The organism is Thauera sp. AutoDN2, assembly GCF_051280715.1.
GTDB lineage: Bacteria > Pseudomonadota > Gammaproteobacteria > Burkholderiales > Rhodocyclaceae > Thauera.
This window is the reverse complement of the sequence record NZ_JBNCAR010000029.1, coordinates 25,076-46,661: the sequence shown is the minus strand read 5'-3', so window position 1 is coordinate 46,661 and position 21,586 is coordinate 25,076. Positions and strand designations below refer to the sequence as shown.

Annotated in this window: 23 protein-coding genes and 1 tRNA gene; 8 read left to right on the top strand and 16 right to left on the bottom strand. The window is 66.3% G+C overall.

Features of this window, described 5'->3' with window-relative positions:
- Both ACPT9U_RS14170 and ACPT9U_RS14165 read right to left on the bottom strand, forming a co-directional pair.
- Positions 1 to 609 (bottom strand): Arm DNA-binding domain-containing protein (locus tag ACPT9U_RS14170; protein ID WP_435751386.1); only part of this gene is annotated, 609 nt, incomplete at its 3' end.
- Positions 602 to 832 carry a hypothetical protein gene (locus tag ACPT9U_RS14165; protein WP_435751385.1) on the bottom strand — a complete coding sequence of 77 codons (231 nt, stop codon included), beginning with the start codon at positions 830 to 832 and terminating at the stop codon, positions 602 to 604. The genes ACPT9U_RS14170 and ACPT9U_RS14165, both read right to left, overlap by 8 nt.
- Before the next feature lie 135 nt (positions 833 to 967).
- On the opposite strand from ACPT9U_RS14165, the gene ACPT9U_RS14160 reads away from it, so the two are divergent.
- Complete coding sequence (locus tag ACPT9U_RS14160; protein WP_435751384.1) at positions 968 to 1,234, top strand: helix-turn-helix domain-containing protein; 267 nt, start codon at positions 968 to 970, stop codon at positions 1,232 to 1,234.
- 100 nt (positions 1,235 to 1,334) lie between these two features.
- Here ACPT9U_RS14160 and ACPT9U_RS14155 read toward each other — a convergent pair.
- Positions 1,335 to 1,411: transfer RNA gene (locus ACPT9U_RS14155), tRNA-Arg, on the bottom strand.
- Positions 1,412 to 1,561: 150 nt separating this feature from the next.
- On the opposite strand from ACPT9U_RS14155, the gene ACPT9U_RS14150 reads away from it, so the two are divergent.
- Positions 1,562 to 2,011, top strand: coding sequence for a c-type cytochrome (locus ACPT9U_RS14150; RefSeq protein ID WP_435751383.1), 450 nt, complete (start codon positions 1,562 to 1,564; stop codon positions 2,009 to 2,011).
- 111 nt (positions 2,012 to 2,122) lie between these two features.
- Here the strand turns inward: ACPT9U_RS14150 and ACPT9U_RS14145 are convergent, their stop codons facing one another.
- Both ACPT9U_RS14145 and ACPT9U_RS14140 read right to left on the bottom strand, forming a co-directional pair.
- The gene (locus tag ACPT9U_RS14145; RefSeq protein WP_435751382.1) at positions 2,123 to 4,114 is read right to left on the bottom strand and encodes a UvrD-helicase domain-containing protein; all 1,992 of its coding nucleotides are present in this window, start codon (positions 4,112 to 4,114) and stop codon (positions 2,123 to 2,125) included.
- Positions 4,115 to 4,254: 140 nt separating this feature from the next.
- The gene (locus tag ACPT9U_RS14140; protein ID WP_435751381.1) at positions 4,255 to 4,695 is read right to left on the bottom strand and encodes a bacteriohemerythrin; all 441 of its coding nucleotides are present in this window, start codon (positions 4,693 to 4,695) and stop codon (positions 4,255 to 4,257) included.
- A 205-nt stretch (positions 4,696 to 4,900) separates the two neighbouring features.
- Between ACPT9U_RS14140 and ACPT9U_RS14135 the strand changes: the two genes are divergently transcribed.
- Positions 4,901 to 5,398, top strand: coding sequence for a TlpA family protein disulfide reductase (locus ACPT9U_RS14135; RefSeq protein ID WP_435751380.1), 498 nt, complete (start codon positions 4,901 to 4,903; stop codon positions 5,396 to 5,398).
- 20 nt (positions 5,399 to 5,418) lie between these two features.
- On the top strand, positions 5,419 to 6,066 hold the full coding sequence (locus ACPT9U_RS14130) for a pentapeptide repeat-containing protein (protein ID WP_297314858.1): 648 nt from the start codon (positions 5,419 to 5,421) through the stop codon (positions 6,064 to 6,066).
- A 101-nt stretch (positions 6,067 to 6,167) separates the two neighbouring features.
- On the opposite strand, the gene ACPT9U_RS14125 is transcribed toward ACPT9U_RS14130, so the two are convergent.
- The 11 genes from ACPT9U_RS14125 to ACPT9U_RS14075 form a co-directional block, all read right to left on the bottom strand.
- Positions 6,168 to 6,890 (bottom strand): SIMPL domain-containing protein, encoded by a 723-nt coding sequence (locus ACPT9U_RS14125; RefSeq protein ID WP_435751379.1) that lies wholly within the window; start codon positions 6,888 to 6,890, stop codon positions 6,168 to 6,170.
- Between the two features lie 2 nt (positions 6,891 to 6,892).
- Positions 6,893 to 7,840: a lipoyl synthase gene (lipA, locus tag ACPT9U_RS14120; protein ID WP_418364407.1), complete on the bottom strand. Its 948-nt coding sequence runs from the start codon at positions 7,838 to 7,840 to the stop codon at positions 6,893 to 6,895.
- A 47-nt stretch (positions 7,841 to 7,887) separates the two neighbouring features.
- Positions 7,888 to 8,556, bottom strand: a complete 669-nt coding sequence (gene lipB, locus ACPT9U_RS14115; protein ID WP_418364406.1) for a lipoyl(octanoyl) transferase LipB — start codon at positions 8,554 to 8,556, stop codon at positions 7,888 to 7,890.
- A complete protein-coding gene (locus tag ACPT9U_RS14110) occupies positions 8,553 to 8,837 on the bottom strand; it encodes a YbeD family protein (protein ID WP_418364405.1) in 285 nt (94 codons plus the stop codon). Before ACPT9U_RS14110 ends, lipB begins: the two co-directional genes overlap by 4 nt.
- A 15-nt stretch (positions 8,838 to 8,852) precedes the next feature.
- Positions 8,853 to 9,980: a D-alanyl-D-alanine carboxypeptidase family protein gene (locus ACPT9U_RS14105; RefSeq protein WP_418364404.1), complete on the bottom strand. Its 1,128-nt coding sequence runs from the start codon at positions 9,978 to 9,980 to the stop codon at positions 8,853 to 8,855.
- Between the two features lie 111 nt (positions 9,981 to 10,091).
- Positions 10,092 to 11,228: a septal ring lytic transglycosylase RlpA family protein gene (locus ACPT9U_RS14100; protein WP_418364618.1), complete on the bottom strand. Its 1,137-nt coding sequence runs from the start codon at positions 11,226 to 11,228 to the stop codon at positions 10,092 to 10,094.
- Positions 11,229 to 11,240: 12 nt separating this feature from the next.
- Positions 11,241 to 12,383, bottom strand: coding sequence for a rod shape-determining protein RodA (gene rodA / locus ACPT9U_RS14095; protein ID WP_418364617.1), 1,143 nt, complete (start codon positions 12,381 to 12,383; stop codon positions 11,241 to 11,243).
- The gene (gene mrdA / locus ACPT9U_RS14090) at positions 12,380 to 14,365 is read right to left on the bottom strand and encodes a penicillin-binding protein 2 (RefSeq protein ID WP_418364403.1); all 1,986 of its coding nucleotides are present in this window, start codon (positions 14,363 to 14,365) and stop codon (positions 12,380 to 12,382) included. Before mrdA ends, rodA begins: the two co-directional genes overlap by 4 nt.
- A gap of 12 nt (positions 14,366 to 14,377) precedes the next feature.
- Positions 14,378 to 14,899, bottom strand: coding sequence for a rod shape-determining protein MreD (mreD, locus tag ACPT9U_RS14085; RefSeq protein ID WP_418364402.1), 522 nt, complete (start codon positions 14,897 to 14,899; stop codon positions 14,378 to 14,380).
- A 3-nt stretch (positions 14,900 to 14,902) separates the two neighbouring features.
- Complete coding sequence (gene mreC, locus ACPT9U_RS14080; protein WP_435751378.1) at positions 14,903 to 15,775, bottom strand: rod shape-determining protein MreC; 873 nt, start codon at positions 15,773 to 15,775, stop codon at positions 14,903 to 14,905.
- 61 nt (positions 15,776 to 15,836) lie between these two features.
- Positions 15,837 to 16,880: a rod shape-determining protein gene (locus ACPT9U_RS14075; protein WP_418364400.1), complete on the bottom strand. Its 1,044-nt coding sequence runs from the start codon at positions 16,878 to 16,880 to the stop codon at positions 15,837 to 15,839.
- A 168-nt stretch (positions 16,881 to 17,048) separates the two neighbouring features.
- Here ACPT9U_RS14075 and gatC point away from each other — a divergent pair, with 168 nt between their 5' ends.
- From gatC to ACPT9U_RS14055, 4 genes are all read left to right on the top strand, one after another.
- The gene (gene gatC, locus ACPT9U_RS14070; RefSeq protein WP_435751377.1) at positions 17,049 to 17,336 is read left to right on the top strand and encodes an Asp-tRNA(Asn)/Glu-tRNA(Gln) amidotransferase subunit GatC; all 288 of its coding nucleotides are present in this window, start codon (positions 17,049 to 17,051) and stop codon (positions 17,334 to 17,336) included.
- Between the two features lie 43 nt (positions 17,337 to 17,379).
- Positions 17,380 to 18,852: an Asp-tRNA(Asn)/Glu-tRNA(Gln) amidotransferase subunit GatA gene (gene gatA, locus ACPT9U_RS14065; protein ID WP_435751376.1), complete on the top strand. Its 1,473-nt coding sequence runs from the start codon at positions 17,380 to 17,382 to the stop codon at positions 18,850 to 18,852.
- Positions 18,853 to 18,877: 25 nt separating this feature from the next.
- Positions 18,878 to 20,338, top strand: coding sequence for an Asp-tRNA(Asn)/Glu-tRNA(Gln) amidotransferase subunit GatB (gatB, locus tag ACPT9U_RS14060; RefSeq protein ID WP_435751375.1), 1,461 nt, complete (start codon positions 18,878 to 18,880; stop codon positions 20,336 to 20,338).
- Positions 20,339 to 20,442: 104 nt separating this feature from the next.
- Positions 20,443 to 21,534 carry a YeeE/YedE family protein gene (locus ACPT9U_RS14055; protein WP_418364396.1) on the top strand — a complete coding sequence of 364 codons (1,092 nt, stop codon included), beginning with the start codon at positions 20,443 to 20,445 and terminating at the stop codon, positions 21,532 to 21,534.
- Positions 21,535 to 21,586 lie beyond the last annotated feature (52 nt).

The following is a 21,586-nucleotide window of genomic DNA, read 5'->3' as shown; positions in this document are numbered from 1 at the left end:
CCACGTTCTTGCAGAACTGGATCGAACGACAGGATCAGCAAGAAATGGCAGCATGAGGACGACCGCTTGGAAGGCGGAAAACGTAGGGCACCTCAGTTTGGTTTGCTTGCCTTTCGCGGTCGCTTTGCCGAGCTCGGCGCGATAGGCAAGAACGTCCGCCTTGGAGATCTGGCCGACCTCCTTCTCCCCAAACTTAGGGATCAGCGCACGGTCGAGCTCCCGGCGGATCGTCGTGCGGTACGAGCGACGCCACTCCACCTCTTTCTCGGCGAACCAGGTCTCGGCGAAGTCCTTGAAGAGCGGCGTGCTCGGGACGCTGGGCGCTGTCGGCGACACCGCAACGCCGACAGCGGAGACCGTCTGTGGCGCTCCGATCGCCCCCGCAGGAGCTGGATCGAACTTGGCGGCGTTCTTGCTTCCGGGGAAGAAGCGACGGTAGTCGAAGGCGCCGGCGGCGATGTCGGCTTCGATACGGTCGAGCACCTTCTGCAAGCGCTTGCGGTTGGCTGCGGTGTCTTTCAGGGCGGTCTGCTCGCGGCAACGCTTACCTGCGTAATAAAAGTCGAGGATCAGGCAACCCGTCTCCTTCCTTATCTGGATGCTAGCCATGGCACACCTCACCGTTGGCCATAGGGATCGCGAAGCTGGAGCCCTCCACGCGCATATCCCGCTCAATGACCTCCCAGATGTAGAGGATCTTGCGGCCACCAAAGGGCCGGAAGTAATGGCGCCCCTCAAGCAGGACGCTGTCCTTCAAACGCTCGCGAATCGTCCTCGGGTCATACTTGATCTTCGCCGACAGCTCCTCGGTTGTAAGATAGGTGTGTTCCATGATCTTCTCCGTTAGATACACATTAAGTTCAAGTGATACTTAAACGCATCACTTAAAGCCTAGTATAGGCATGAAATGAAGCCTGTCAAGAGCTTCTGATAAAATTAAGCATCACATGCAGCCAGGAAGGCAGCGATGCTTAGATTTCGACTGAAGGAGCTGCTTGCGGAGAAGGAGTACCGCGAGGACCGGGTGATCACCCTGGTCGAGGTAGCTGAGGCGACCGGCATCCACCGTATGACCCTGTCGAAGATTGCGAACCGTCGCGGCTACAACCCAACGGCTGACGTCCTCGATCGCCTGTGCAGCTACTTCGGCTGCAGGATCGAGCAGTTGGTCGAGCACATCCCCGACAGCGTGGTCACGGAAGGCAAGAGTCAAACGGGGGCGAAGACGGAGTGACGTCACACTGGCTTGGTCACAGGGTGGTCACGGTTTGGTCACAGGGTGGTCACAAAGAACAATGGGCTAGGTCCGCGAAGACCTAACCCATTGAAAAATATGGCGCGCCCGAGACGATTCGAACGTCCGACCCCTGCCTTCGGAGGGCAGTACTCTATCCAGCTGAGCTACGGGCGCCAAGCTGTCCGGCGAAATCCAGAACAAGGCGGGGAAGGATAGCGGTGTTCGAGGGCAAAGTCCATGACACGATGCCACAATGGTTCTTACGTGGCTATAATTCGCACTTTAGATTCAGTCTTGCGTCACTCCTCGTCAAAGGATCCAAGCATGTCGAACCAACGCACACTGCGCCCCACCCGCTTCGCTCTGCCCGCCGTCGCGATCATCACCGCAGCCTTGGTGGCTGGCTGTGGGGATCAAGGCAAGATCGATCCGGAGCTGACCGCATCGCTGATCCAGCCGGTCGCGCGCGTGGAACTCAAGGTCGTCACGGTCGCGCCCGGCTCGCGTACCGGTGAGCAGATCGTCAAGTCCATCTGCGCAGGCTGTCACGACTCGGGCGCCGTGGGTGCACCGAAGACGGGTGATGCGGGCGAGTGGGCGCCCCGCCTGGCACTTGGCTATGACGCACTGACGGCGTCGGCCATCGCGGGCAAGGGTGCGATGCCCCCGCGTGGCGGCGGTAGCGATCTGACCGATACCGAGGTGGCACGTGCCGTGGCCTATCTGGCCAACCTGGCCGGTGCCGGCTACACCGAGCCGCCGGTCGAGCAGTAACCCCGCTGCGAATGCGCGGCGACGGACGAGGCAGCCTGCGGGCTGCCTTTTTCGTGCGCGCTCGCCGCACACGCTGCCGTCACGTGCTCCGCGTGCGCGACGCCACGCGGATCAGCCCTTGTCGCGGTTCTCGAACATCGCCATCAGGTTCGCCAGGCGCACCTTGCCCTCTTCCTTCGACACCGGCGCGGCGGTCTTGCGGTCGTTCATCTTGATGTCGTCGCCCATCTCGGCGATGAAGCGGCTCGGTTCGCAGGGGCGGAACTCCCGACCCGACTTGCGGCGCTCGCACCAGGTGATGTTGAGGCTGCGCTGCGCGCGCGTGATGCCGACGTACATCAGCCGGCGCTCTTCCTCGACCTTGTCCTCGTCGATGCTGCTCTGGTGCGGCAGCAGGCCTTCCTCCACGCCGACCAGGAACACGTGCGGGAACTCCAGCCCCTTCGAGGCGTGCAGCGTCGCCATCTGCACGCCGTCGAAATCCGGGTCTTCCTTGTCCAGCATCGACATCAGGGCGATGGTCTGGGTGAGTTCGATCAGGTTCTTGCCGTCCTCCTCGCCCTTGCGCCCCAGCCAGCCGACAAAGTCGCGCACGTTGTTCCACTTGGATTCGGCCTCGCGCGTGTCGCAGTGCTCGAACAGCCAGGCCTCATACTGGATGGCGGCCAGCAGGTCCTCCAGCAACTGCGCCGCCGGCTCGCGCGGGGCCCGGTACTGCAGGCGGTTGATGAAGCCGGCGAACTCCTGCACGCCGTGCAGCTGCTTGGCGTTCAGGTGCTGGGTCAGGCCCTCCTCGAACACCGCCGCGAACAGACTGATGTGACGACGGCCGGCGTAGGCGCCCAGCGCCTCGAGCGTGGTCGGCCCGACGCCGCGGCGCGGCGTGGTGATGGCGCGGATGAAGGCGAGGTCGTCGTCTTCATTCACCAGCAGGCGCAGGTAGGCGATCAGGTCGCGGATCTCGGCCTTGTCGAAGAAGCTCTGCCCGCCCGACATCACGTAGGGGATGCGGTTGTTGCGCAGCTGCTGCTCGATGATGCGCGCCTGGTGGTTGCCGCGGTACAGGATGGCGTAGTCCTTGAAGCGCGTGCGGTGCTCGAACTTGTGCGCGGCGATCTTGGTGGCCACCCACTCGGCCTCGTGCTCGGCGTCGCGGCAGTTGGTCACGACGATCTGGTCGCCCGTGCCGTGCTCCGACCACAGCCGCTTGTCGAACAGCTTCTCGTTGTTGGCGATGACGGTGTTGGCGGCTTCCAGGATGCGGCGCGAGGAGCGGTAGTTCTGCTCGAGCTTGATCACCTTGAGCTTGGGGTAGTCCTGCTGCAGCAGCTTCAGGTTCTCGACGTCCGCGCCGCGCCAGGCGTAGATCGCCTGGTCGTCGTCGCCCACCGCGGTGAAGGCGCCGCGCACGCCGGAGAGCAGCTTCAGCAGCCGGTACTGGGCGCGGTTGGTGTCCTGGTATTCGTCCACCAGCAGGTAGCGCAGCTTGTTCTGCCAGCGCTCGCGCACCTCGGGGTGCTCGTCGAACAGGCGCACCGGCAGCGAGATCAGGTCGTCGAAGTCCACCGCCTGGTAGGCGCGCAGGGTGCGCTCGTATTCCTTGTAGAGCTTGGCGGCGACCGAAGCGATTTCGCTGTCGGCGAGCTGCGCGGCCTCCTCGGGCGTGACCATCGCGTTCTTCCACGACGAGATCTGCCACTGCATCTGCTTGGCGATACCCTTGTCGCTGTCGCCGGCGACATCCGAGACGATCTGCACGGTGTCGGAGGCATCCAGGATCGAGAACTGCGGCTTCAAGCCGCAGTGCTTGGCCTCCTGGCGGATGATGCGCACCCCCAGCGCGTGGAAGGTGCACACCGTGAGCCCGCCCGGCACGCGCCCGCCCATGATGTGGGCGACGCGCTCCTGCATCTCCTTGGCGGCCTTGTTGGTGAAGGTGATCGCGGCGATGTTGTTGGCGCTGATGCCGCACTCGTTGATCAGGTGCGCGATCTTGTGCGTGATCACCCGCGTCTTGCCGCTGCCGGCGCCGGCCAGTACCAGGCAGGGGCCGTCGAGATAGCGGATCGCTTCGCGCTGGGGCGCGTTGAGGAGGGCGGACATCGTGAACTGGATCGCAGAAAAGCAAAGCCGCCCGGCCGGGCGGCGTGGACGTCGATTCTAGCCGATCGCGCGTCCGGGTCGGCGGACACGGGCCGGACCACGCCGAGGGCGGGGCGGCGTGCGCCCGGCCGGCGAGGCGCTCAAAGATGTTCCTTGCGCCGCAGCACCAGCGGACGGCCGTCGTGCGACTTCTTCACCAGCCAGGTAGCGAGCGCCGAGTCCATGTAGTCGGCGTGCCCGGGGAACCAGTCCATCAGCGCCTGCGCGAGCTCGCGGGCGATCGCCACCTCGCCCTTGGCGACGAGCTCCTGCACCTCGCGCACCGAGGCCATCACCTTGGCGTGCTCGTCGATGTGGCACTCGCCGCCGTTGGGGAAATCGGGCGCGGCCAGCCACTGGTCCTCCTGCGCGAAGTGCGCCTCGGCGTGGCGGGCGAAGGCGTCGAGCGCGGCGGGGATCTCCGCGTCGCTGGCGCGCAGCAGCGCATCCACGCAATCGACGAACTCGCGGTGAGTGTCGTCGATCGTGCGGTGCCCGAGCAGGAAACGGTCACTCCAGGTGAACACGGGCGGGTTGGTCATTGCGGTCTTACCTCGGCTTGAACAGGAGCAAAAAACGGGGCCGGGACCTTGGTCGCAGCGCCCTGATGAATCAAGTCTAGCAAGACCGGGCACCTTTGCAGACAGCGTCTGTCCGACAGCGCAAGGGTGACAAGCCTCGGTGGCTCGCTCAAAATCGCCCGCAAAGCGCCTGCCGCCGCGCACTTCAACCGTTCCGGACCTTGCCATGAAGCTCAAGATCGCCGCCGCCGTCGCGGTCCTCGTCCTCGCCGTCGCCGGCTTTTTCGTGTTCACCCAGAAGCCGGCCGCACCCGACGTGACCTTCTCCACGCTGCAGGGACAGAGCTTCCGCACCGCCGACCTGCGCGGCAAGGTGGTGCTGGTGAACTTCTGGGCCACCACCTGCACCAGCTGCATCAAGGAGATGCCGGCGCTGAAGGCGACCCAGGAGAGGTTCGAGGCGCGCGGCTACCGGACCGTGGCGGTGGCGATGGACTACGACCCGCCCGCCCAGGTCGCCGCCTTCGTCGAGCGCAGCGCGCTGCCCTTCACCTTCGTGCTCGACCGCGACGGCAGCATCGCGCGCGGCTTCGAGGGCGTGCGCCTGACGCCGACCAGCTACGTCCTCGACCGGCGCGGCCAGATCGTGCAGAAGATCCTCGGCGAGCCCGACTTCGACAAGCTGCACGGCCTGCTCGAGCAACTCCTCGCCGAACCCGCCTGACAGGAAAGCCCACGCTCCCCATGCCCATGATCCGCGCCACGCTGCACGCAGCTCTTTCGGCCAGTCTCCTGCTCGCCCTGCTCCCGCCTGCCCACGCCCAGCGCAGCGGCAACATCGGCGGCTGCGACATCCGCCGCGGCACCCTGTGCACCAACCTCAACCTCAACGGGGCGAACCTCGAAGGGGTGAACCTGGCCAACTCGCAGTTCACCCGCTCGGACCTGTCCGGCGCCAACCTGCGCGGCGCCACGCTGAACGAGGCGAACTTCTCCCAGGCCGAGATGGCGGGCGCGACGCTAGACGGCGCCTCGATGCTGCGCACCAACCTGCGCGGCGCACGCCTGACCGGCGCCAGCTTCAAGGAAGCCGACCTGCGCAACGCGATCCTGCAGAACGCCGACCTGCACGACGCCGACCTCTCCGCCGCCAAGCTCGGCGGCGCCGACCTCACCAACGCGCGCGCCGAGCGCAGCCGCTTCGACGGCGCCGAGCTCACCCGCAGCAACCTGCGCGCCGCCAAGCTCGCGGGCGCCTCCTTCGCGGGCGCCAACCTGCAGGGCGCCAACTTCACCCGCGCGCAGCTCAGCAACGCCGACCTCACCGGCGCCAACCTCGACCAGGCGATCTTCCTCAACGCGCAGACGGACGGCTGCAAGGGCTGCCCCTGATCGACCATGGGCGGCGGGCATGCGCCGGGGGAGGCCTGCCCGGCGTCGCCCGCGCCCGCCGCCATGTTCCAGCAGCGCGTGCTCGGGTCGCGCGGCGCGCCCTACTCGAGGCCGAACTGGAAGGTGCTGACCACGCGCAGGCGCTTGCCGATCGTGCGCGACGTGTCCATGTCGGAGTCGTCGTCGTCGGTGATGCGGATCGCGCCCTGGTTTGCGCTGCGCAGGGGGCCCAGGCGCGCGCCCGCATCGGCCGCGAACTTGCTGGCCAGTTCGCGCGCACTCAGGGTCGCCTCTTCGAGCAGGATCGGCTTGATGTCGTTGAAGCCGCGCAGCTGATAGCGCGGCGTGCCGTCACCACTGTCGCCACCGAGCTGGACGCCCGCCTCGACGAGTGGATCGACACGATTCGATGCCGCAGCCACGAGATCGACGCGGGCCGATTTCACCACCACCAGTCCCTGTCCGGTGAAGCGTAAGGCCACACGATCCGAGCCATACTCGCGCGCCAGCAGATCCTGCACCTGCACCGGGCGCACCTCGATCTCTTCATCGTTGAAACCCTGCTCGCGCAGAAAGGCGATCACCCGCTCGCGATCGGCAGTGAGCGCCTGCTGCACACGACCGAAGTCGTTCTCCGCGCGACGGAACGGAAGGGCCCACACGGCGAAGTCGCTCTTCACGTCGCGTTCGGCAAGCCCCTTCACGGTGAGGGTACGATCGGCCATCCGGAAGCGCTCGACCCCCTCCGCCACCTGCATCCCCGCAAAACCGATGCCGGCGGCAAGGATCAAAGCGGGAACGACCCCGATACGGCTCTCGGCCATGATCACACCACCCCGGCGCCGTGCGCCTGCTGGTCGGCCCAGTAGCTGGAGCGCACCATCGGGCCGCAGGCGGCGTTCTTGAAGCCCATCTTCAGCGCCTCGGTCTCGAACATCTTGAAGGTGTCCGGATGTACGTAGCGCAGCACCGGCAGGTGACCGCCCGAAGGCTGCAGGTACTGGCCGATGGTGAGCATCTCGACGTCGTGCGCGCGCAGGTCGCGCATGACCTCGAGGATCTCCTCGTCCGTCTCACCCAGACCCACCATGAGGCCGGACTTGGTTGCAACCTCGGGATGGCGGGCCTTGAACTGCTTGAGCAACTCGAGCGAATAGGCGTAGTCCGAGCCCGGGCGCGCCTGCTTGTACAGACGCGGCACGGTCTCGAGGTTGTGGTTCATCACGTCGGGCGGGGCGGCGTCGAAGATGTCGAGCGCGATCTCCATGCGGCCGCGGAAATCCGGCACCAGCACCTCGATGCAGGTCTTCGGCGACGCCGCGCGGGTCTCGCGGATGCACTCGACGAAGTGCTGGGCGCCGCCGTCGCGCAGGTCGTCACGATCCACCGAGGTGATCACCACGTAGTTCAGCCGCATCGCCGCGATCGTCTTGGCGAGATCGGTCGGCTCATCCGGGTTGAGCGGTTCGGGGCGGCCGTGGCCGACGTCGCAGAACGGACAGCGCCGGGTGCAGATGTCACCCATGATCATGAAGGTCGCCGTGCCCTTGCCAAAGCATTCGTGGATGTTCGGGCAGGAGGCCTCCTCGCACACGGTGTGCAGCTTGTGCTCGCGCAGCGTGGACTTGATCTCGTTGAAGCGCTCGGCCTCCATGCCCGCGCCGAGCTTGATACGGATCCAGTCGGGTTTCTTGAGGCGCTCGGCGGGTACGATCTTGATGGGGATGCGGGCGGTCTTGTCGGCGCCGCGCTGTTTGCGCGCTGGGGTTTCCATGGTCGCTGTTCTCTGTGGGTTCCGGGTGGGGAAGGGCGCTGTCGCGATTATGGCGCGCGGGCGGGCGTTGCGGCAGCCAGCCCGGCCGGATTCGAGGCATCTGCCGCGGAAAGGGGCGGCAGCAGGCGCTCAAGGTGGCCGAGCAGGCAGTCACCGACCTGATCCACGCTGGCGTCGATGCCGAAGTCCTTCATGCGAATCGTCCTGAGGCCTTCGTAGCCGCAGGGATTGATCCAGCCGAAGGGGGTCAGATCAGCGTCCACGTTGATCGCCAGACCGTGGTAGCTGCAGCCGTTCCTGACCCGCAGACCAAGTGCGGCGACCTTGTCGCCGTCGATGTAGACGCCGGGTGCGCCATCCTTGCGCTCGGCGGCAAGGCCGAAATCGGCCAGGGTGTCGATGATCGCCTGCTCCATCAGCTTGACCAGTTCACGCACCTTGAGCCGGCGCCGTGGCAGATCGATCAACAGGTAGGCCACGAGTTGGCCGGGCCCGTGATAGGTAATCTGGCCACCGCGGTCGATGCGCTCCAGCGGGATGCCGGCCGGATTCTGCAGCAGATGTTCCGGTTTGCCGGCCTGCCCGAGGGTGTAGACCGGCGGGTGCTGCAGCAGCCAGATCTCGTCGGCTGTGTCGTCCTGACGCCCAGCGGTGAACACCCGCATCGCCTCGAGCGCCGGCGCGTACTCCACCAGGCCGAGGCGTTTGACGATCACAGCACCACCTTGACCATCGGATGGGCGGTGAGCTCGCGGTACAGCGCATCGACCTGCCCCTGAGACAAGGCGCGGAAGGTGCAGGTCACCGCGAGGTAGTTGCCCTTGCTGGAAGGACGCATCTCGGCGCCAGCGGGCTCGAAGTCGGGCGCGTGACGCAGCACCACCTCGATCACCGCTTGGGCGAAGCCATCCACCCGCGCGCCCATCACCTTGATCGGGAAGTCGCAGGGGTATTCGATCAGCGTCTGGCGCGTCTGCGCGCCCGGTGTATCGGCCATGTCGATTCCCCGCGCTTACAGGCTCTTGAAGAACATCACGATCGCGTCCCACAGGCGGCCGAAGAAACCGGCCACCGGCACATCCTGCAGCGCCACGACCGGGTAGCGGCCGATCGCCTGCCCCTCGGCACTCAGGGTCAGCGTGCCGACCTCCTGGCCCTTCTCGATCGGTGCGACCAGCGGCTGGCGGCTCTCGAGGGTGGCCTGAATCTTGTCCGCGGACTCCTTGGGCAGAGACAGCGTGAAGTCGCTGGTGAAGCCCACCGGCAATTCGTTGAGCTTGCCCTTCCACACGCGGAACTGCGACAGGGCCTCATCGGCCGAGTACAGCTTCACCGTGTCGTAGAACTGAAAGCCGTAGTTCAGCAGCTTGAGCGACTCCTGCGCACGCACGGTATCGGAGGCGGCACCGAGCACCACCGAGATCAGCCGGCGCGGGCCGCGCTGGGCGGTCGACACCAGGCAGTAGCCCGCGCTGCTCGTGTGGCCGGTCTTCATGCCGTCCACCGTCGGATCCATGTACAGCAGACGGTTCCGGTTCGGCTGCTTGATCTCGTTGTAGGTGTACTCCTTGAGCGAATACAGGCTGTAGTACTCGGGAAAATCTCGGATGATCGCGGTCGCCAGACGCGCGAGATCATTGCCGGTGGTGTAGAGCTGCGGATCGGGCAAGCCAGTGGAATTGGAGAAGTTCGTATTGGTCATGCCAAGGCGCTGCGCCTCGCGGTTCATCAGCGCGACGAAGGCCTCCTCGCTGCCGGCGATGGTTTCGGCGAGCGCGACGCAGGCATCGTTGCCCGACTGCACGATGACGCCATGGATCAGTTGTTCGACCGTGACCGGTTTGTTGGGCTCGATGAACATGCGCGAGCCTTCCATGCGCCAGGCCCGCTCCGATACGGGCACCTGCTGATCGGGGCTCAGCGTGCCCGCCTTGAGCGCCGAGAAGGTGACGTAGGCGGTCATCAGCTTCGTCAGCGAGGCCGGCTCGATGCGGGCGTCGGCGTCCTTGCCGGCCAGCACCTGACCGGTGGCGTGATCGACCAGCACCCAGGCATTCGCAGCCAGCGCTGGCGGCGGCACCGACTGCGCAAGCGCAGCGAACGAGAAAAGCGACACGAATACGGCGATCAGGAAACGCATGAGAACAACCCGGGGAATTTGAAGAAGGGGAGCGCCCGATTATAGGCGCCGCCCCGAAGCAGACCAAAAAACGAAAGCCTTTGTTTCAACCCTTGCAGCCATCCGCGGCCTTCAGCGCACCACGACGAAGGGCTTGAGCTTGAGCATGGTGCCCATGCGCTCGGCTGCGTTGCGCGCCGCATCGACCGAGTCGTAGGGCCCCGCATGGAGGCGGAAACGCTCGCCGTCGGCGAGCAACTCGAAGCGCTCGGCCAGCGTGGAGGCCTGGCTCTGCACAGTGTCACGAAAACCCTCGGCATTCGCGTACGAGGAAAACGCCCCCAACTGCAGGAAGATGCCCGCGCTGGCCGATGCAATCGGAGGCGCCAGCCCCGCCGCTGCGCCGCACACCGCCGCGTCCGCACATTCGCCCACCGCTGCGCTCGCGATGCCCGGGGCCGGTTGCGCCGCCGCACGGGCCAGCGGCGCCAACGCGCGCGCGGCCGGAAGTTCCTCGCCCGCGGCGGCGGCAACCGCGCCTTCACCGGCACGCGCCGGCAGGGGCGGCACCGGGCGGGTGGCGATCATGGGTGCTTCGCCCGGCAGGATCTGCTCCACCTCGACCTCGGCGCTGCCGGTGTTGATGTAGCCGAGTTTGTGCGCGGCCGCATAGGACAGATCGATGACGCGCCCGCGCAGGAAGGGGCCGCGGTCGTTCACCCGCACGACCACCGAGCGCCCGTTGCCCAGGTGCGTCACACGTACGTAGCTCGGAATCGGCAGCGTGGGGTGCGCCGCGGTCATGCCGTACATGTCGTAGGGCTCGCCGCTGGAAGTCGGCTTGCCGTGGAAGCGCCGCCCGTACCAGCTTGCATGGCCGCGCTGGCGGAAGGCTCGCAGCTCGGTGACGGGCACGAAGCTCTGCCCCATGACGTGATAGGGCCGGTTGGCAAAACGGTGTAGCGGCTCGACCCGCGGCTCGGCATCCGGAATGTCATCCAGCCCGGCGGGAATCATGTCATCCGGACCATCGTCCTTGTAGTAGCCACCACCGCGCGGGGTGCTGACCCTGGGCGCAGGAGAGGTCGAGGGCGCTTCGGCGCGCGGCGCCTCGCGCGCAGGCTGGGAGCCGCAGCCTGTCAAAACGAACCCCGCGACCAGCGCCGCAAGCAGCGGCAGCCGGGCGAGGAAGCGCGAGCACGCGGACCTTCGCGGAGCAGCTATGGTACGGGCGCCAATGCCTGGCGCGGGAGGCGGGAGGTTGTGAATCACGTCGGACCTTCAGTTCTTGTCGGCAAAGCGGCTGCGCTGGATGCTCATGAGGATGCCGATCCCCAGACAAAGCGTGACGAGCGCAGTTCCCCCGTAGCTGATGAAGGGCAGCGGCACGCCCACCACCGGCAGGATGCCGCTCACCATGCCCATGTTAACGAAGGCGTAGGTGAAGAAGATCATCGTGATCGCACCCGCAAGCAGACGCGAGGCGTGCGTGGGTGCATTCGCGGCGATGTGAAAGCCGCGCAGCAACAGGATGACGTAGGCGACAAGCAGCGCCAGTGCGCCCACCAGACCGAACTCCTCGGCCAGCACCGCGAAGATGAAGTCTGTGTGGCGCTCGGGCAGGAAGGCGAGATGGGTCTGCGTGCCGTCCATCCAGCCCTTGCCGGTGAGCCCGCCAGAGCCGATCGCGATCGTGGACTGGATGATGTGGAAGCCCTTGCCGAGCGGGTCGCGGGTGGGGTCGAGCAGCGTGCATACGCGCTGCTTCTGATACTCGCGCAGCACCTGCCAATCGACCTCCGGCTCGCACAAGGTGTCGCCAAACGCGACGATGGAGCCGAGGCCGATCACGACGGCGACCACCAGTGGCACGATCAACTTCCACGACAGTCCGGCGAAGTAGATCACGTACAGCCCCGACGCAGCCACGAGCAGACTCGTGCCCAGATCCGGCTGAATCACGATCAAACCCACCGGCACCGCAAGCATCACGCCCGCAACAACGAAGTCAGAAAAGCGTGTCTGCCCCTCCCGCTTCTGGAAGAACCAGGCGAGCATCAGGGGCATTGCGATCTTCATCAGCTCGGAGGGCTGGATGCGGGCCACGCCAAGATCGAGCCAGCGCTGCGCCCCCTTGGACACCTCGCCAAAAAGCTCCACACCGAGCAACAGCAGCACGCCCAGCAGGTAGAGCGGCACGGCGAGCGCGAGCAAGCGCTGCGGCTTGAGCAAGGCGAGCACCCACATGCCCGCGAGCGCGACACCAAAGTGCATGAATTGGGCGTCGAGCCGCTCGGGGGACGCACTCTTCATCAACAGATGCGCGGCACCGAGCAGGACCGTGAGCAGCAGTATCAACCACGGATCGATCGGGCGGAAGAAGCTGCGCACCAACACCAGCGGGTTGAAGCGTTTCTCCATCAGCGTACACCCCTCGCCGCGGCCTGCACCGGCCGGATCTGCGCAGGAGCCGGAGGCGCTGCATGCGGAGCGCCCGCAGCCTCGCTCTCGACGCCATCCGTGCTCTCCACGCCCTCTGCGTCCTCTGCTGCCGGTGCATCGGCCTCACGGTGGAGCAGGTAATAGTCCAGCACCTGGCGTGCGATGGGCGCAGCCGATTGCGCACCGAAGCCGCCATTCTCCACCAGCACGGCAAGCGCGATCTGAGGGTTCTCTGCCGGCGCGTAGGCGACGAACCAGGAATGGTCGCGCAGGCGCTCGCGCACATTGTCCTTGTCATAGCGCTGACCACGCAGCGAGTACACCTGCGCCGTGCCGGTCTTGCCGCCCACACTGTAGGGGGCATCCTTGAATACGCGCTTGCCGGTACCGCTCTGGTTTACGTCCACCATGGCATCGAGCACGGCTTTCAGGTGCGCCTGCTGCAGCGGAATCTGGCGCAGCGGCTCAGGCTCGATCACACGCCGCTCACCCGTCTGCGAATCGACTACGTACTTGACCACGTGCGGACGGTACAGCCTGCCCTCGTTGACCAGCGCCGCGAGCGCATTGGCGAGCTGCAGCGGGGTATAGGCGTTGTAACCCTGGCCGATGCCAACGGAGATCGTCTCGCCCGCATACCAGCGCTGCTGCTCTGGCTTGCTGAAACGGCGCATCTTCCACTCCGGCGAGGGCAGCACACCACTGGCTTCGCCCGGAAGGTCGATGCCCGTTCGCTCACCGAAGCCGAAGGGCGCCATGAAGCTTGAAATGCCACCGATGCCGAGATCGGCTGCGAGTTGGTAGTAATAGGTATTGCACGACACGACGATGGACTTGTGCAGGTCGACCATGCCGTGCCCCCCGACCTTGTCGTCCATGAAACGATGACCGCCAAAAACGAAATGGCCGGGATCGGCGATCTCCTTGTCAGCCGTGATCTTGCCCAGCTCCAGTCCAGCCAGCGCCATGAAGGGCTTGAAGGTGGACCCGGGGGGGTAAGCGGAATAGATCGCACGATGCAGCATCGGATGGTCGGGGGACTCGTTAAGCGCCTTCCAGTCCTGCGTCGAAATGCCATCGACGAACAGGTTGGGATCGTAGGACGGCGTGGACACCAGTGCCAGTACCCCTCCGGTGGCCGGTTCGATGGCCACCAGCGCGCCACGGCGGCCGCCGAAGGCCTGTTCGGCAAGCTTTTGCAAGCCGATGTCCAGCGTCAGCTCCAGATCGTTGCCGGGCTTTGCCGGCGTATTCGACAGGGCGCGCACCGCCCGGCCACCTGCATTGACCTCGACCTGCTCCACCCCGGTCGTGCCATGCAGTTCGCTTTCATAGGACAACTCCAGCCCAGCCTTGCCGATATACAGGCTGCCACGGTAGTTCGCCGTCTCGCCCGTCTCGTCGATGCGCTCCACGTCGCGCTGGTTGATGCGTCCGATGTACCCGATCACATGGGCGGCTGCGGCGCCGTGCGGATAGTCGCGCAGCAGGCGCGCCTTCACATCCACCCCCGGCAAGCGGTAGCGCTGTGAGGCCACGCGCGCGACTTCCTCATCACTCAGGCGGTTTCGCAACGGCACGCTCTCGAAATTGCGGCTCTCCTCGACCAGCTTCCGGAAGCGGCGCCGGTCGCGGGCCTCAACGGGAACGAGCTTGGCGATCTCGTCCAGGGTGGCCTCCAGATCCTTCACTTGCGACGGCGTGATTTCGATCGTATAAGTCGCATAGTTGCGCGCAAGCACCACCCCCTTGCGATCGACAATGGTGCCGCGGTACGGGACCACCGGCAGCAAGGCGATGCGATTGTCCTCTGCGCGGGTGAGAAAGTAATCGTGCTGGCGCACCTGCAGGAAATGGAAGCGTGCGGCAAGAAGACCCAGGCAGATCAGCACGAACAGTGCCGCAACCACGACGCGAAGCCGGAAACCGGCCAGTTCGGCTGCAGGCGCACGGAACTCGGTCATCGCACGCCGACCTCAGATCGGACGATTGTCATCGCGCTCCACCGGCTGGTACTGCGGGAGCAGCAGCAGCAGCGAGACCGGCCACCACAGCACTGCACTGGTGAAGCTCGAAAGGAAATAGGACCAACCCGGGAACTCGCCCCCCGCAAGCAGGCGCACCCCCATCATCAGCCCCTGCGCGATCAGCAGGACCGGCAGCACCTGCAGCGCCTGCTGCCAGCCCGGAAACCACAGCACCCTGCGTGCGATGCTGGTGCACAGGTAGGCCAGCACGACATAAGCGAGCGCGTGCTGCCCCATCGCCGCGCCAAGACCCACATCGAGCAGCAGGCCGAACACAAAGCCCGCCCCCATGCCGATGCGCAGGGGCTCGCGCACGCACCAGATCGACAGCACCATCGCCACCCAGTCGGGCAGACCCGGGGTGCGTCCAGTGGGGATGTACTCGAGGCCGAGCGCGAGGAAGAGGCTCAGGTAGACGAACCAGAGCTTGACCGGCAACAGGATGCGCCGCGAACGGTGGGTCGGCTGCATGGTTCAGCGCCCTCCCGCTGCGTCGGGCGGCGGTGGCGGATACGACGCGCGCCCCACGACGAGCACCTGGACGCTGCGCTCGATTGCAGCCAGCGGCTCGCAATCGATGCGCGCGAAGGCACCCGCATCGCGGTCCACACGGGTGATCCTCGCCACCGGCAAGCCGGGCACAAAAACCCCGTCCAGCCCCGAGGTCACCAGCAGGTCGCCGGGCTGGACATCCACGTCTGCCAGCACGTGGCGCATCTCCAGCATGCTTCGCCCGATGCCGTAGAGCACCCCGCGCACACCGCTGCGCACAACGCTCACCGGAACCGACTGGTTGCGGTCGGTGAGCAGGGTCACCTCGGACTGCACCGGGTGCACCCGCGTGACCTGCCCGATCACGCCCCGGGCATCGACGACGATCAGCCCCGCCTCGACGCCCTGTTGTGCGCCGCGATCGAGGATGACCTTGCGCGCGAAGGGATCCGGGGCGTTGTAGAGGATGTCGGCCGCGATGCTGCGTGTCTGCACGCGCTGCGACATCTCGAGCAGGCCGCGCAGTTCGGCGTTCTCGCGCTCGAGCAGATCGAAGCGCAACAGACGCTCCCCGGCATCGAGCTGGATGCGGCGCAGCTCGGCATTCTCGCGCTGAACGTCGATCAAGGTGCCGAAGTAGCGCGAAGCGTTGCGCGCCACGTCCGCAGGCGCGGACGCGGCCATTTGCAGCGGGTAGGTCACCACCGACAGCCCGTTGCGCAGCACTTCCAGGTAGCGGAAGCGCAGGTCTGCCACCAGCAGCACCAGGCAGATGGCGACGAAGCCGAACAGGCGCGCCGGCGCTGCCGGGCCACGCTTGAAGATCGGAGGAGGCTGATGGCCGACGAGAGACATCCGCGAAAAAGCACAGGCCGTCAGGAAGCGCACGCCCCGGCATGCGGGCCGGGGCTATGCATCAGTCGGAGGTGAAGATGGACGCGAGCTTGTCCATCTTGTCGAGCGCCATGCCGCAGCCGCGCGCGACGCAGGTCAGCGGCTCCTCCGCCACGACCACCGGCAGGCCGGTCTCTTCCATCAGCAGGCGGTCAAGGTCACGCACCAGCGCGCCACCGCCGGTCAGCATCATGCCGCGCTCGGCGATGTCCGCGCCGAGCTCGGGCGGGGTCTGCTCGAGGCCAATCTTGACCGCAGACACGATCTGGTTGAGCGGCTCGGTCAGCGCCTCGAGGATTTCGTTGGACGAGATCGTGAAGCTGCGCGGAATACCCTCCGCCAGGTTGCGGCCCTTGACCTCCATCTCACGCACCTCGGAGCCGGGGAAGGCCGAGCCGATCTCCTTCTTGATGTTCTCGGCGGTGGTCTCGCCGATCAGCATGCCGTAGTTGCGGCGAATGTAGTTGACGATGGACTCGTCGAATTTGTCGCCGCCGACCCGCACGCTGCCCGCATACACCATGCCGCCGAGCGAGATCACACCGACTTCGGTGGTGCCGCCGCCGATGTCGACCACCATCGAGCCGGTCGCGTCCGACACCGGCAGGCCTGCGCCGATCGCCGCCGCCATCGGCTCCTCGATCAGGAACACCTGCGATGCGCCCGCCGCAAGGGCCGCGTCACGGATCGCACGGCGCTCGACCTGGGTGGAACCGCAGGGCACGCAGATGATGATGCGCGGGCTGGGCGACAGCAGGCGCGAGTCGTGCACCTTCTTGATGAACTGCTTGATCATCTGCTCGGTGACGACGAAGTCAGCGATCACGCCGTCCTTCATCGGGCGGATCGCGGTGATGTTGCCGGGGGTCTTGCCGAGCATCTGCTTTGCAGAGTGGCCGACTGCCTGGATGGAGCGCTTGGCGTTGGGACCGCCTTCGGTCCGGATCGCAACCACCGAGGGCTCGTCCAGCACGATGCCCTTGCCGCGCACGTAGATCAGGGTGTTGGCCGTGCCGAGGTCGATCGCGAGATCGTTGGAGAAATAGGAGCGCAGGAAACCGAACATGAAACCTTCCGAAACCGGTGGAGGAGGTCTGACCGCGCAAGGCGGCAGACAGGCGCGCCGCAATGCGAAAACCCCGCCCGTCGCCGCAACGCGGCGCAGCCCCGGGCGGGGCAAAGGCACTTATGATAACCTACAAACCTTTGTGGATTAAGCAGGTTTTGTTACGCCATGTCGCTCTCCAATGACCAGGTCGGGCACATCGCCCGCCTCGCTCGCATCGCCCTTTCCGAGGCCGAAATCGAGGCCACGCGCGACAAGCTCAACGGCATCTTCGGCCTCATCGAACAGATGCAGGCGGTGGACACCACCGGCGTCGAGCCGATGAGCCACCCGCAGGAACTCGCCACCCGCCTGCGCCCCGACCTTGTCACCGAGGCCGACCGCCGCGACGCCTTCCAGAAGGTCGCGCCGCAGACCGAGGCGGGCCTCTATCTGGTACCGAAAGTCATCGAATGATCCGCATTGCGCCGCTTGCAATGCCCACACTCCCGCCCAGCCCATGATCAACGCTTCCCTCCCGGAACTGCGCCGCGCGCTCGACGCGCGGCAGATCTCCAGCGTCGAACTCGCGAGCCTGTTCCTCGACCGCATCGACACACTCAATCCCGAGCTCAACGCCTTCATCACCGTTGATCGCGACGGTGCGCTCGCCGCGGCCCGCGCCGCCGACGAGCGCATCGCCACCGGTACGGCCGGCGCGCTCACCGGCATCCCGCTCGTGCACAAGGACGTGTTCTGCACCGAAGGCGTGCTGACCACCTGCGGCTCGAAGATGCTGTCGAACTTCGTCAGCCCCTACGACGCCCATGTGGTGAGCCTGCTCAAGGCCGCCGGCGCGGTGAGCCTGGGCAAGGCCAACATGGACGAGTTCGCGATGGGCTCGTCCAACGAAAGCTCGTACTACGGCGCGGTGAAGAACCCGTGGAACACGGCTCACGTGCCCGGCGGCTCGTCCGGCGGCTCAGCCGCCGCGGTCGCGGCGCGCATGGCGCCGATCGCCACCGGCACCGACACCGGCGGCTCGGTGCGCCAGCCGGCGGCCTTCTGCGGCATCACCGGCATCAAGCCGACCTACGGCCTGGTGAGCCGTTTCGGCATGATCGCCTACGCGTCCTCGCTGGACCAGGGCGGCGCCTTCGGTGCCAGCGCAGAGGATTGCGCGCTGTTGCTATCGGCGATGACCGGCTTCGACGAGCGCGATTCCACGAGCCTCGAACGTCCAACCGAGGACTACGCCGCCGCGCTTGCCGCACCGGCTGCGGCGAAGCCGCTCGAAGGCCTGCGCGTCGGCCTGCCACGCGAGTTCTTTGCCGAAGGCATGGCCGACGACGTGCGCGCCGCGATCGACGCCGCAATTGAACAGTACCGCGCGCTCGGCGCCACCACGGTCGAGGTCTCCCTGCCCAACGCAAAGCTGGCGATCCCGGCCTACTACGTGATCGCGCCGGCGGAGTGCTCGAGCAACCTGTCCCGCTTCGACGGCGTGCGCTACGGCCACCGCGCCGCCGACTACGGCGATCTCGCCGACATGTATGCAAAAAGCCGTGCGGAGGGCTTCGGCGCAGAGGTCAAGCGCCGCATCCTGGTCGGCACCTACGTGCTCTCGCATGGCTACTATGACGCCTATTACCTGCAGGCCCAGCGCCTGCGCCGCCTGATCGCACAGGATTTCCAGGCCGCGCTGCAGCACTGCGACCTCATCGCCGGCCCGACCACGCCTCGCACAGCCTGGGCGCTCGGCGCGATGGCAGACGATCCGGTGCAGATGTATCTGTCTGACATCTACACCATTGCGGTAAACCTCGCCGGCCTGCCCGGCCTGTCGCACCCCGCCGGCTTCGGTGCAGGCGGGCTGCCGGTGGGCCTGCAACTGATCGGCAACTACTTCGCCGAGGCCCGCCTGCTCGAGGCGGCACACCGCTTCCAGCAAGCCACCGACTGGCACGCCCGCCGCCCAGGCTGCGCAGCCTGACGCCGAACGCAACACGAGAAAGAAGATGAGCCGATCCGATTGGGAAGTCGTCATCGGGCTGGAAGTTCACGCCCAGCTCAACACCACCAGCAAGATCTTCTCCGGCGCCAGCACCGCCTTCGGCGCCGAACCCAACCGTCAGGCAAGCGCAGTGGACATCGCCCTGCCCGGCGTGCTGCCGGTGCTCAACCGCGGCGCAGTCGAGCGCGCCATCCGCTTCGGCCTGGCGATCGGCGCGCACGTCGCAGAGAAGAGCGTATTCGCGCGCAAGAACTACTTCTACCCCGACCTCCCCAAGGGCTACCAGATCAGTCAGATGGACCTGCCGGTAGTGGTCGGCGGCGCGATCACCATCCGCGTCGGCGAGGGCGAGCAGGCCTACGAAAAGACCGTGTGCCTGACCCGCGCCCACCTCGAGGAAGACGCGGGCAAGAGCCTGCACGAGGACTTCCACGGCATGACCGGCATCGACCTCAACCGCGCCGGCACGCCGCTGCTCGAGATCGTCTCCGAGCCCGACATGCGCTCGTCGGCCGAGGCCGTGGCCTACGCCCGCACACTGCACGCGCTGGTGCGCTGGATCGACATCTGCGACGGCAACATGCAGGAAGGCTCGTTCCGCTGCGACGCCAACGTCTCGGTGCGTAAGAAGGGGGCGACCGAGTTCGGCACCCGGCGCGAGATCAAGAACCTCAACTCCTTCCGCTTCCTGCAGCAGGCGATCGACTACGAGGTGCAGTGGCAGATCGACACCATCGAGGACGGCGGGCGCATCCAGCAGGCCACGGTGCTGTTCGACCCCGACACCGGCGAGACGCGCATGATGCGCAGCAAGGAAGACGCCCACGACTATCGCTACTTCCCCGACCCGGACCTGCTGCCGCTGGTGATCGCATCAGAATGGAAGGCGCGCGTGCAGGGCGAGATGCCCGAGTTGCCCGGGGCGATGAAGGCGCGCTTCATGGATGAATGGGGCCTGTCGGCCTACGACGCCACCACGCTTACGGCATCCAAGGAAGTCGCCGACTTCTACCAGGCCGCCGTATCTGCCGCGGGCGCCGCACTCGCAAAGCCTTGCGCCAACTGGGTCATGGGTGATCTCGCCGCACGCCTGAACAAGGCCGAGCTCGACATCGTTGCATCGCCGGTGTCGCCCGCGCAGATCGCCGGGCTGGTCGCGCGCATCGCCGACAACACCATCTCCAACGCCATCGCCAAGAAGGTGTTCGAGGCGCTGTGGAACGGTGAAGGCGCCACGGCGGACGAGGTCATCGACAAGCAGGGGCTCAAGCAGGTCACCGACACGGGCGCCATCGAGGCCATGATCGACGGGGTGCTCGCCGCCAACCAGAAGTCGGTGGACGAATTCCGCGCCGGCAAGGAGAAGGCCTTCAACGCGCTGGTGGGCCAGGTGATGAAGGCGAGCAAGGGCAAGGCCAGTCCGGCCCAGGTCAACGAACTGCTGCGCAGGAAGCTCGAGGGCTGAGCCCGCCCCCCTCCGTCCGGAACACAAAGCCCCAAACCTGGACACATTCTTATATTCTCTTCCTCTAAACAAGCCGGCAGATCCATGCCGGCGCAGGAGGAGACATGGAAACCGTGGCCCGGATCCTCGACCAGCTCGGAGAGGACACGACGCTCGCGCTCGGCGGACTCGCCATCGGGGCGCTGTTCGGCTTCTTCGCCCAGCGCGCGCGCTTCTGCCTGCGCGCTGCGGTCATCGAGGTGGCCCGCATGCAGGCGGGGCCCCGACTCGCGGTCTGGCTGCTGGCCTTTGCCGCAGCGCTGGTGCTGACCCAGGGGCTGATCCTCGCCGGTGTGTTCGACACCGCAAACGTGCGCCAGCTCTCCAGCCCCGGCAGCCTGTCGGGGCCGATCATCGGCGGGCTGCTGTTCGGTATCGGCATGGTGCTCGCGCGTGGCTGCTCAAGCCGGCTGCTGGTACTCGCCGCCAATGGCAATCTGCGCGCGCTGCTCTCAGGACTGATCTTCGCGGTCACGGCCCAGGCTTCGATGGACGGCATCCTGTCGCCATGGCGCGAAGCGCTCGGCACGCTGTGGACCATCGAAGGCGGCAGCGCCCGCGACCTGCTCGCCCTCAGCGGTCTGGGTAACGGCGGCGGACTGGCGTTCGGTCTTGTCTGGCTCGTCGCCGGGCTGTGGCTCGCCCGCCGCAGCGGTATCGGCGCGCGCATTTCTGCGGGCGCGATCGCCGCCGGGCTGATGGTGGGCTGTGCCTGGCTATTCACGTTCCAGCTCTCCACCGTCAGCTTCTCGCCCACACCGGTACAGAGCCTGTCCTTCACCAGTCCCTCGGCCGACGTGCTGATGCTGGTGCTGTCTCCACCCGGCGAACCGCTGAACTTTGACCTGGGCATGGTTCCCGGCGTGTTCCTGGGTTCCTTCATCGCTGCGGCCCTGGCGCGCGAGCTCAAGCTGGAGGGCTTCGAAGGCGGCCACGCGATGAAGCGCTACATTGCCGGTGCGCTGTTGATGGGCTTCGGCGGCATGCTCGCCGGCGGCTGCGCAGTGGGTGCCGGCGTATCGGGTGCAGCCGTGTTCGCGCTCACCGCTTGGCTGACGTTGAGCGCAATGTGGGTGGGCGCAAGCCTGACCGACCGCCTCATCGACCACCCCGGATCGGCCGCGGCGCGCGCACGGGACAGCACAAGCCCCCCGTGAGCGTATTCGCCCCCGGAGGACTGATTCGCCCCTGGATGAGCCGGTCACTGCA

Excerpts from the sequence above, each read along its gene's own strand:
- ACPT9U_RS14165 (WP_435751385.1), bottom strand. The coding sequence starts at position 832 with ATGGAACACACCTATCTTACAACCGAGGAGCTGTCGGCGAAGATCAAG.
- ACPT9U_RS14160 (WP_435751384.1), top strand. The coding sequence starts at position 968 with ATGCTTAGATTTCGACTGAAGGAGCTGCTTGCGGAGAAGGAGTACCGC.
- ACPT9U_RS14150 (WP_435751383.1), top strand. The coding sequence starts at position 1,562 with ATGTCGAACCAACGCACACTGCGCCCCACCCGCTTCGCTCTGCCCGCC.
- ACPT9U_RS14145 (WP_435751382.1), bottom strand. The coding sequence starts at position 4,114 with ATGTCCGCCCTCCTCAACGCGCCCCAGCGCGAAGCGATCCGCTATCTC.
- ACPT9U_RS14140 (WP_435751381.1), bottom strand. The coding sequence starts at position 4,695 with ATGACCAACCCGCCCGTGTTCACCTGGAGTGACCGTTTCCTGCTCGGG.
- ACPT9U_RS14135 (WP_435751380.1), top strand. The coding sequence starts at position 4,901 with ATGAAGCTCAAGATCGCCGCCGCCGTCGCGGTCCTCGTCCTCGCCGTC.
- ACPT9U_RS14130 (WP_297314858.1), top strand. The coding sequence starts at position 5,419 with ATGCCCATGATCCGCGCCACGCTGCACGCAGCTCTTTCGGCCAGTCTC.
- ACPT9U_RS14125 (WP_435751379.1), bottom strand. The coding sequence starts at position 6,890 with ATGGCCGAGAGCCGTATCGGGGTCGTTCCCGCTTTGATCCTTGCCGCC.
- lipA (WP_418364407.1), bottom strand. The coding sequence starts at position 7,840 with ATGGAAACCCCAGCGCGCAAACAGCGCGGCGCCGACAAGACCGCCCGC.
- ACPT9U_RS14110 (WP_418364405.1), bottom strand. The coding sequence starts at position 8,837 with ATGGCCGATACACCGGGCGCGCAGACGCGCCAGACGCTGATCGAATAC.
- ACPT9U_RS14105 (WP_418364404.1), bottom strand. The coding sequence starts at position 9,980 with ATGCGTTTCCTGATCGCCGTATTCGTGTCGCTTTTCTCGTTCGCTGCG.
- mrdA (WP_418364403.1), bottom strand. The coding sequence starts at position 14,365 with ATGACCGAGTTCCGTGCGCCTGCAGCCGAACTGGCCGGTTTCCGGCTT.
- mreD (WP_418364402.1), bottom strand. The coding sequence starts at position 14,899 with ATGCAGCCGACCCACCGTTCGCGGCGCATCCTGTTGCCGGTCAAGCTC.
- mreC (WP_435751378.1), bottom strand. The coding sequence starts at position 15,775 with ATGTCTCTCGTCGGCCATCAGCCTCCTCCGATCTTCAAGCGTGGCCCG.
- ACPT9U_RS14075 (WP_418364400.1), bottom strand. The coding sequence starts at position 16,880 with ATGTTCGGTTTCCTGCGCTCCTATTTCTCCAACGATCTCGCGATCGAC.
- gatC (WP_435751377.1), top strand. The coding sequence starts at position 17,049 with ATGTCGCTCTCCAATGACCAGGTCGGGCACATCGCCCGCCTCGCTCGC.
- gatA (WP_435751376.1), top strand. The coding sequence starts at position 17,380 with ATGATCAACGCTTCCCTCCCGGAACTGCGCCGCGCGCTCGACGCGCGG.
- gatB (WP_435751375.1), top strand. The coding sequence starts at position 18,878 with ATGAGCCGATCCGATTGGGAAGTCGTCATCGGGCTGGAAGTTCACGCC.
- ACPT9U_RS14055 (WP_418364396.1), top strand. The coding sequence starts at position 20,443 with ATGGAAACCGTGGCCCGGATCCTCGACCAGCTCGGAGAGGACACGACG.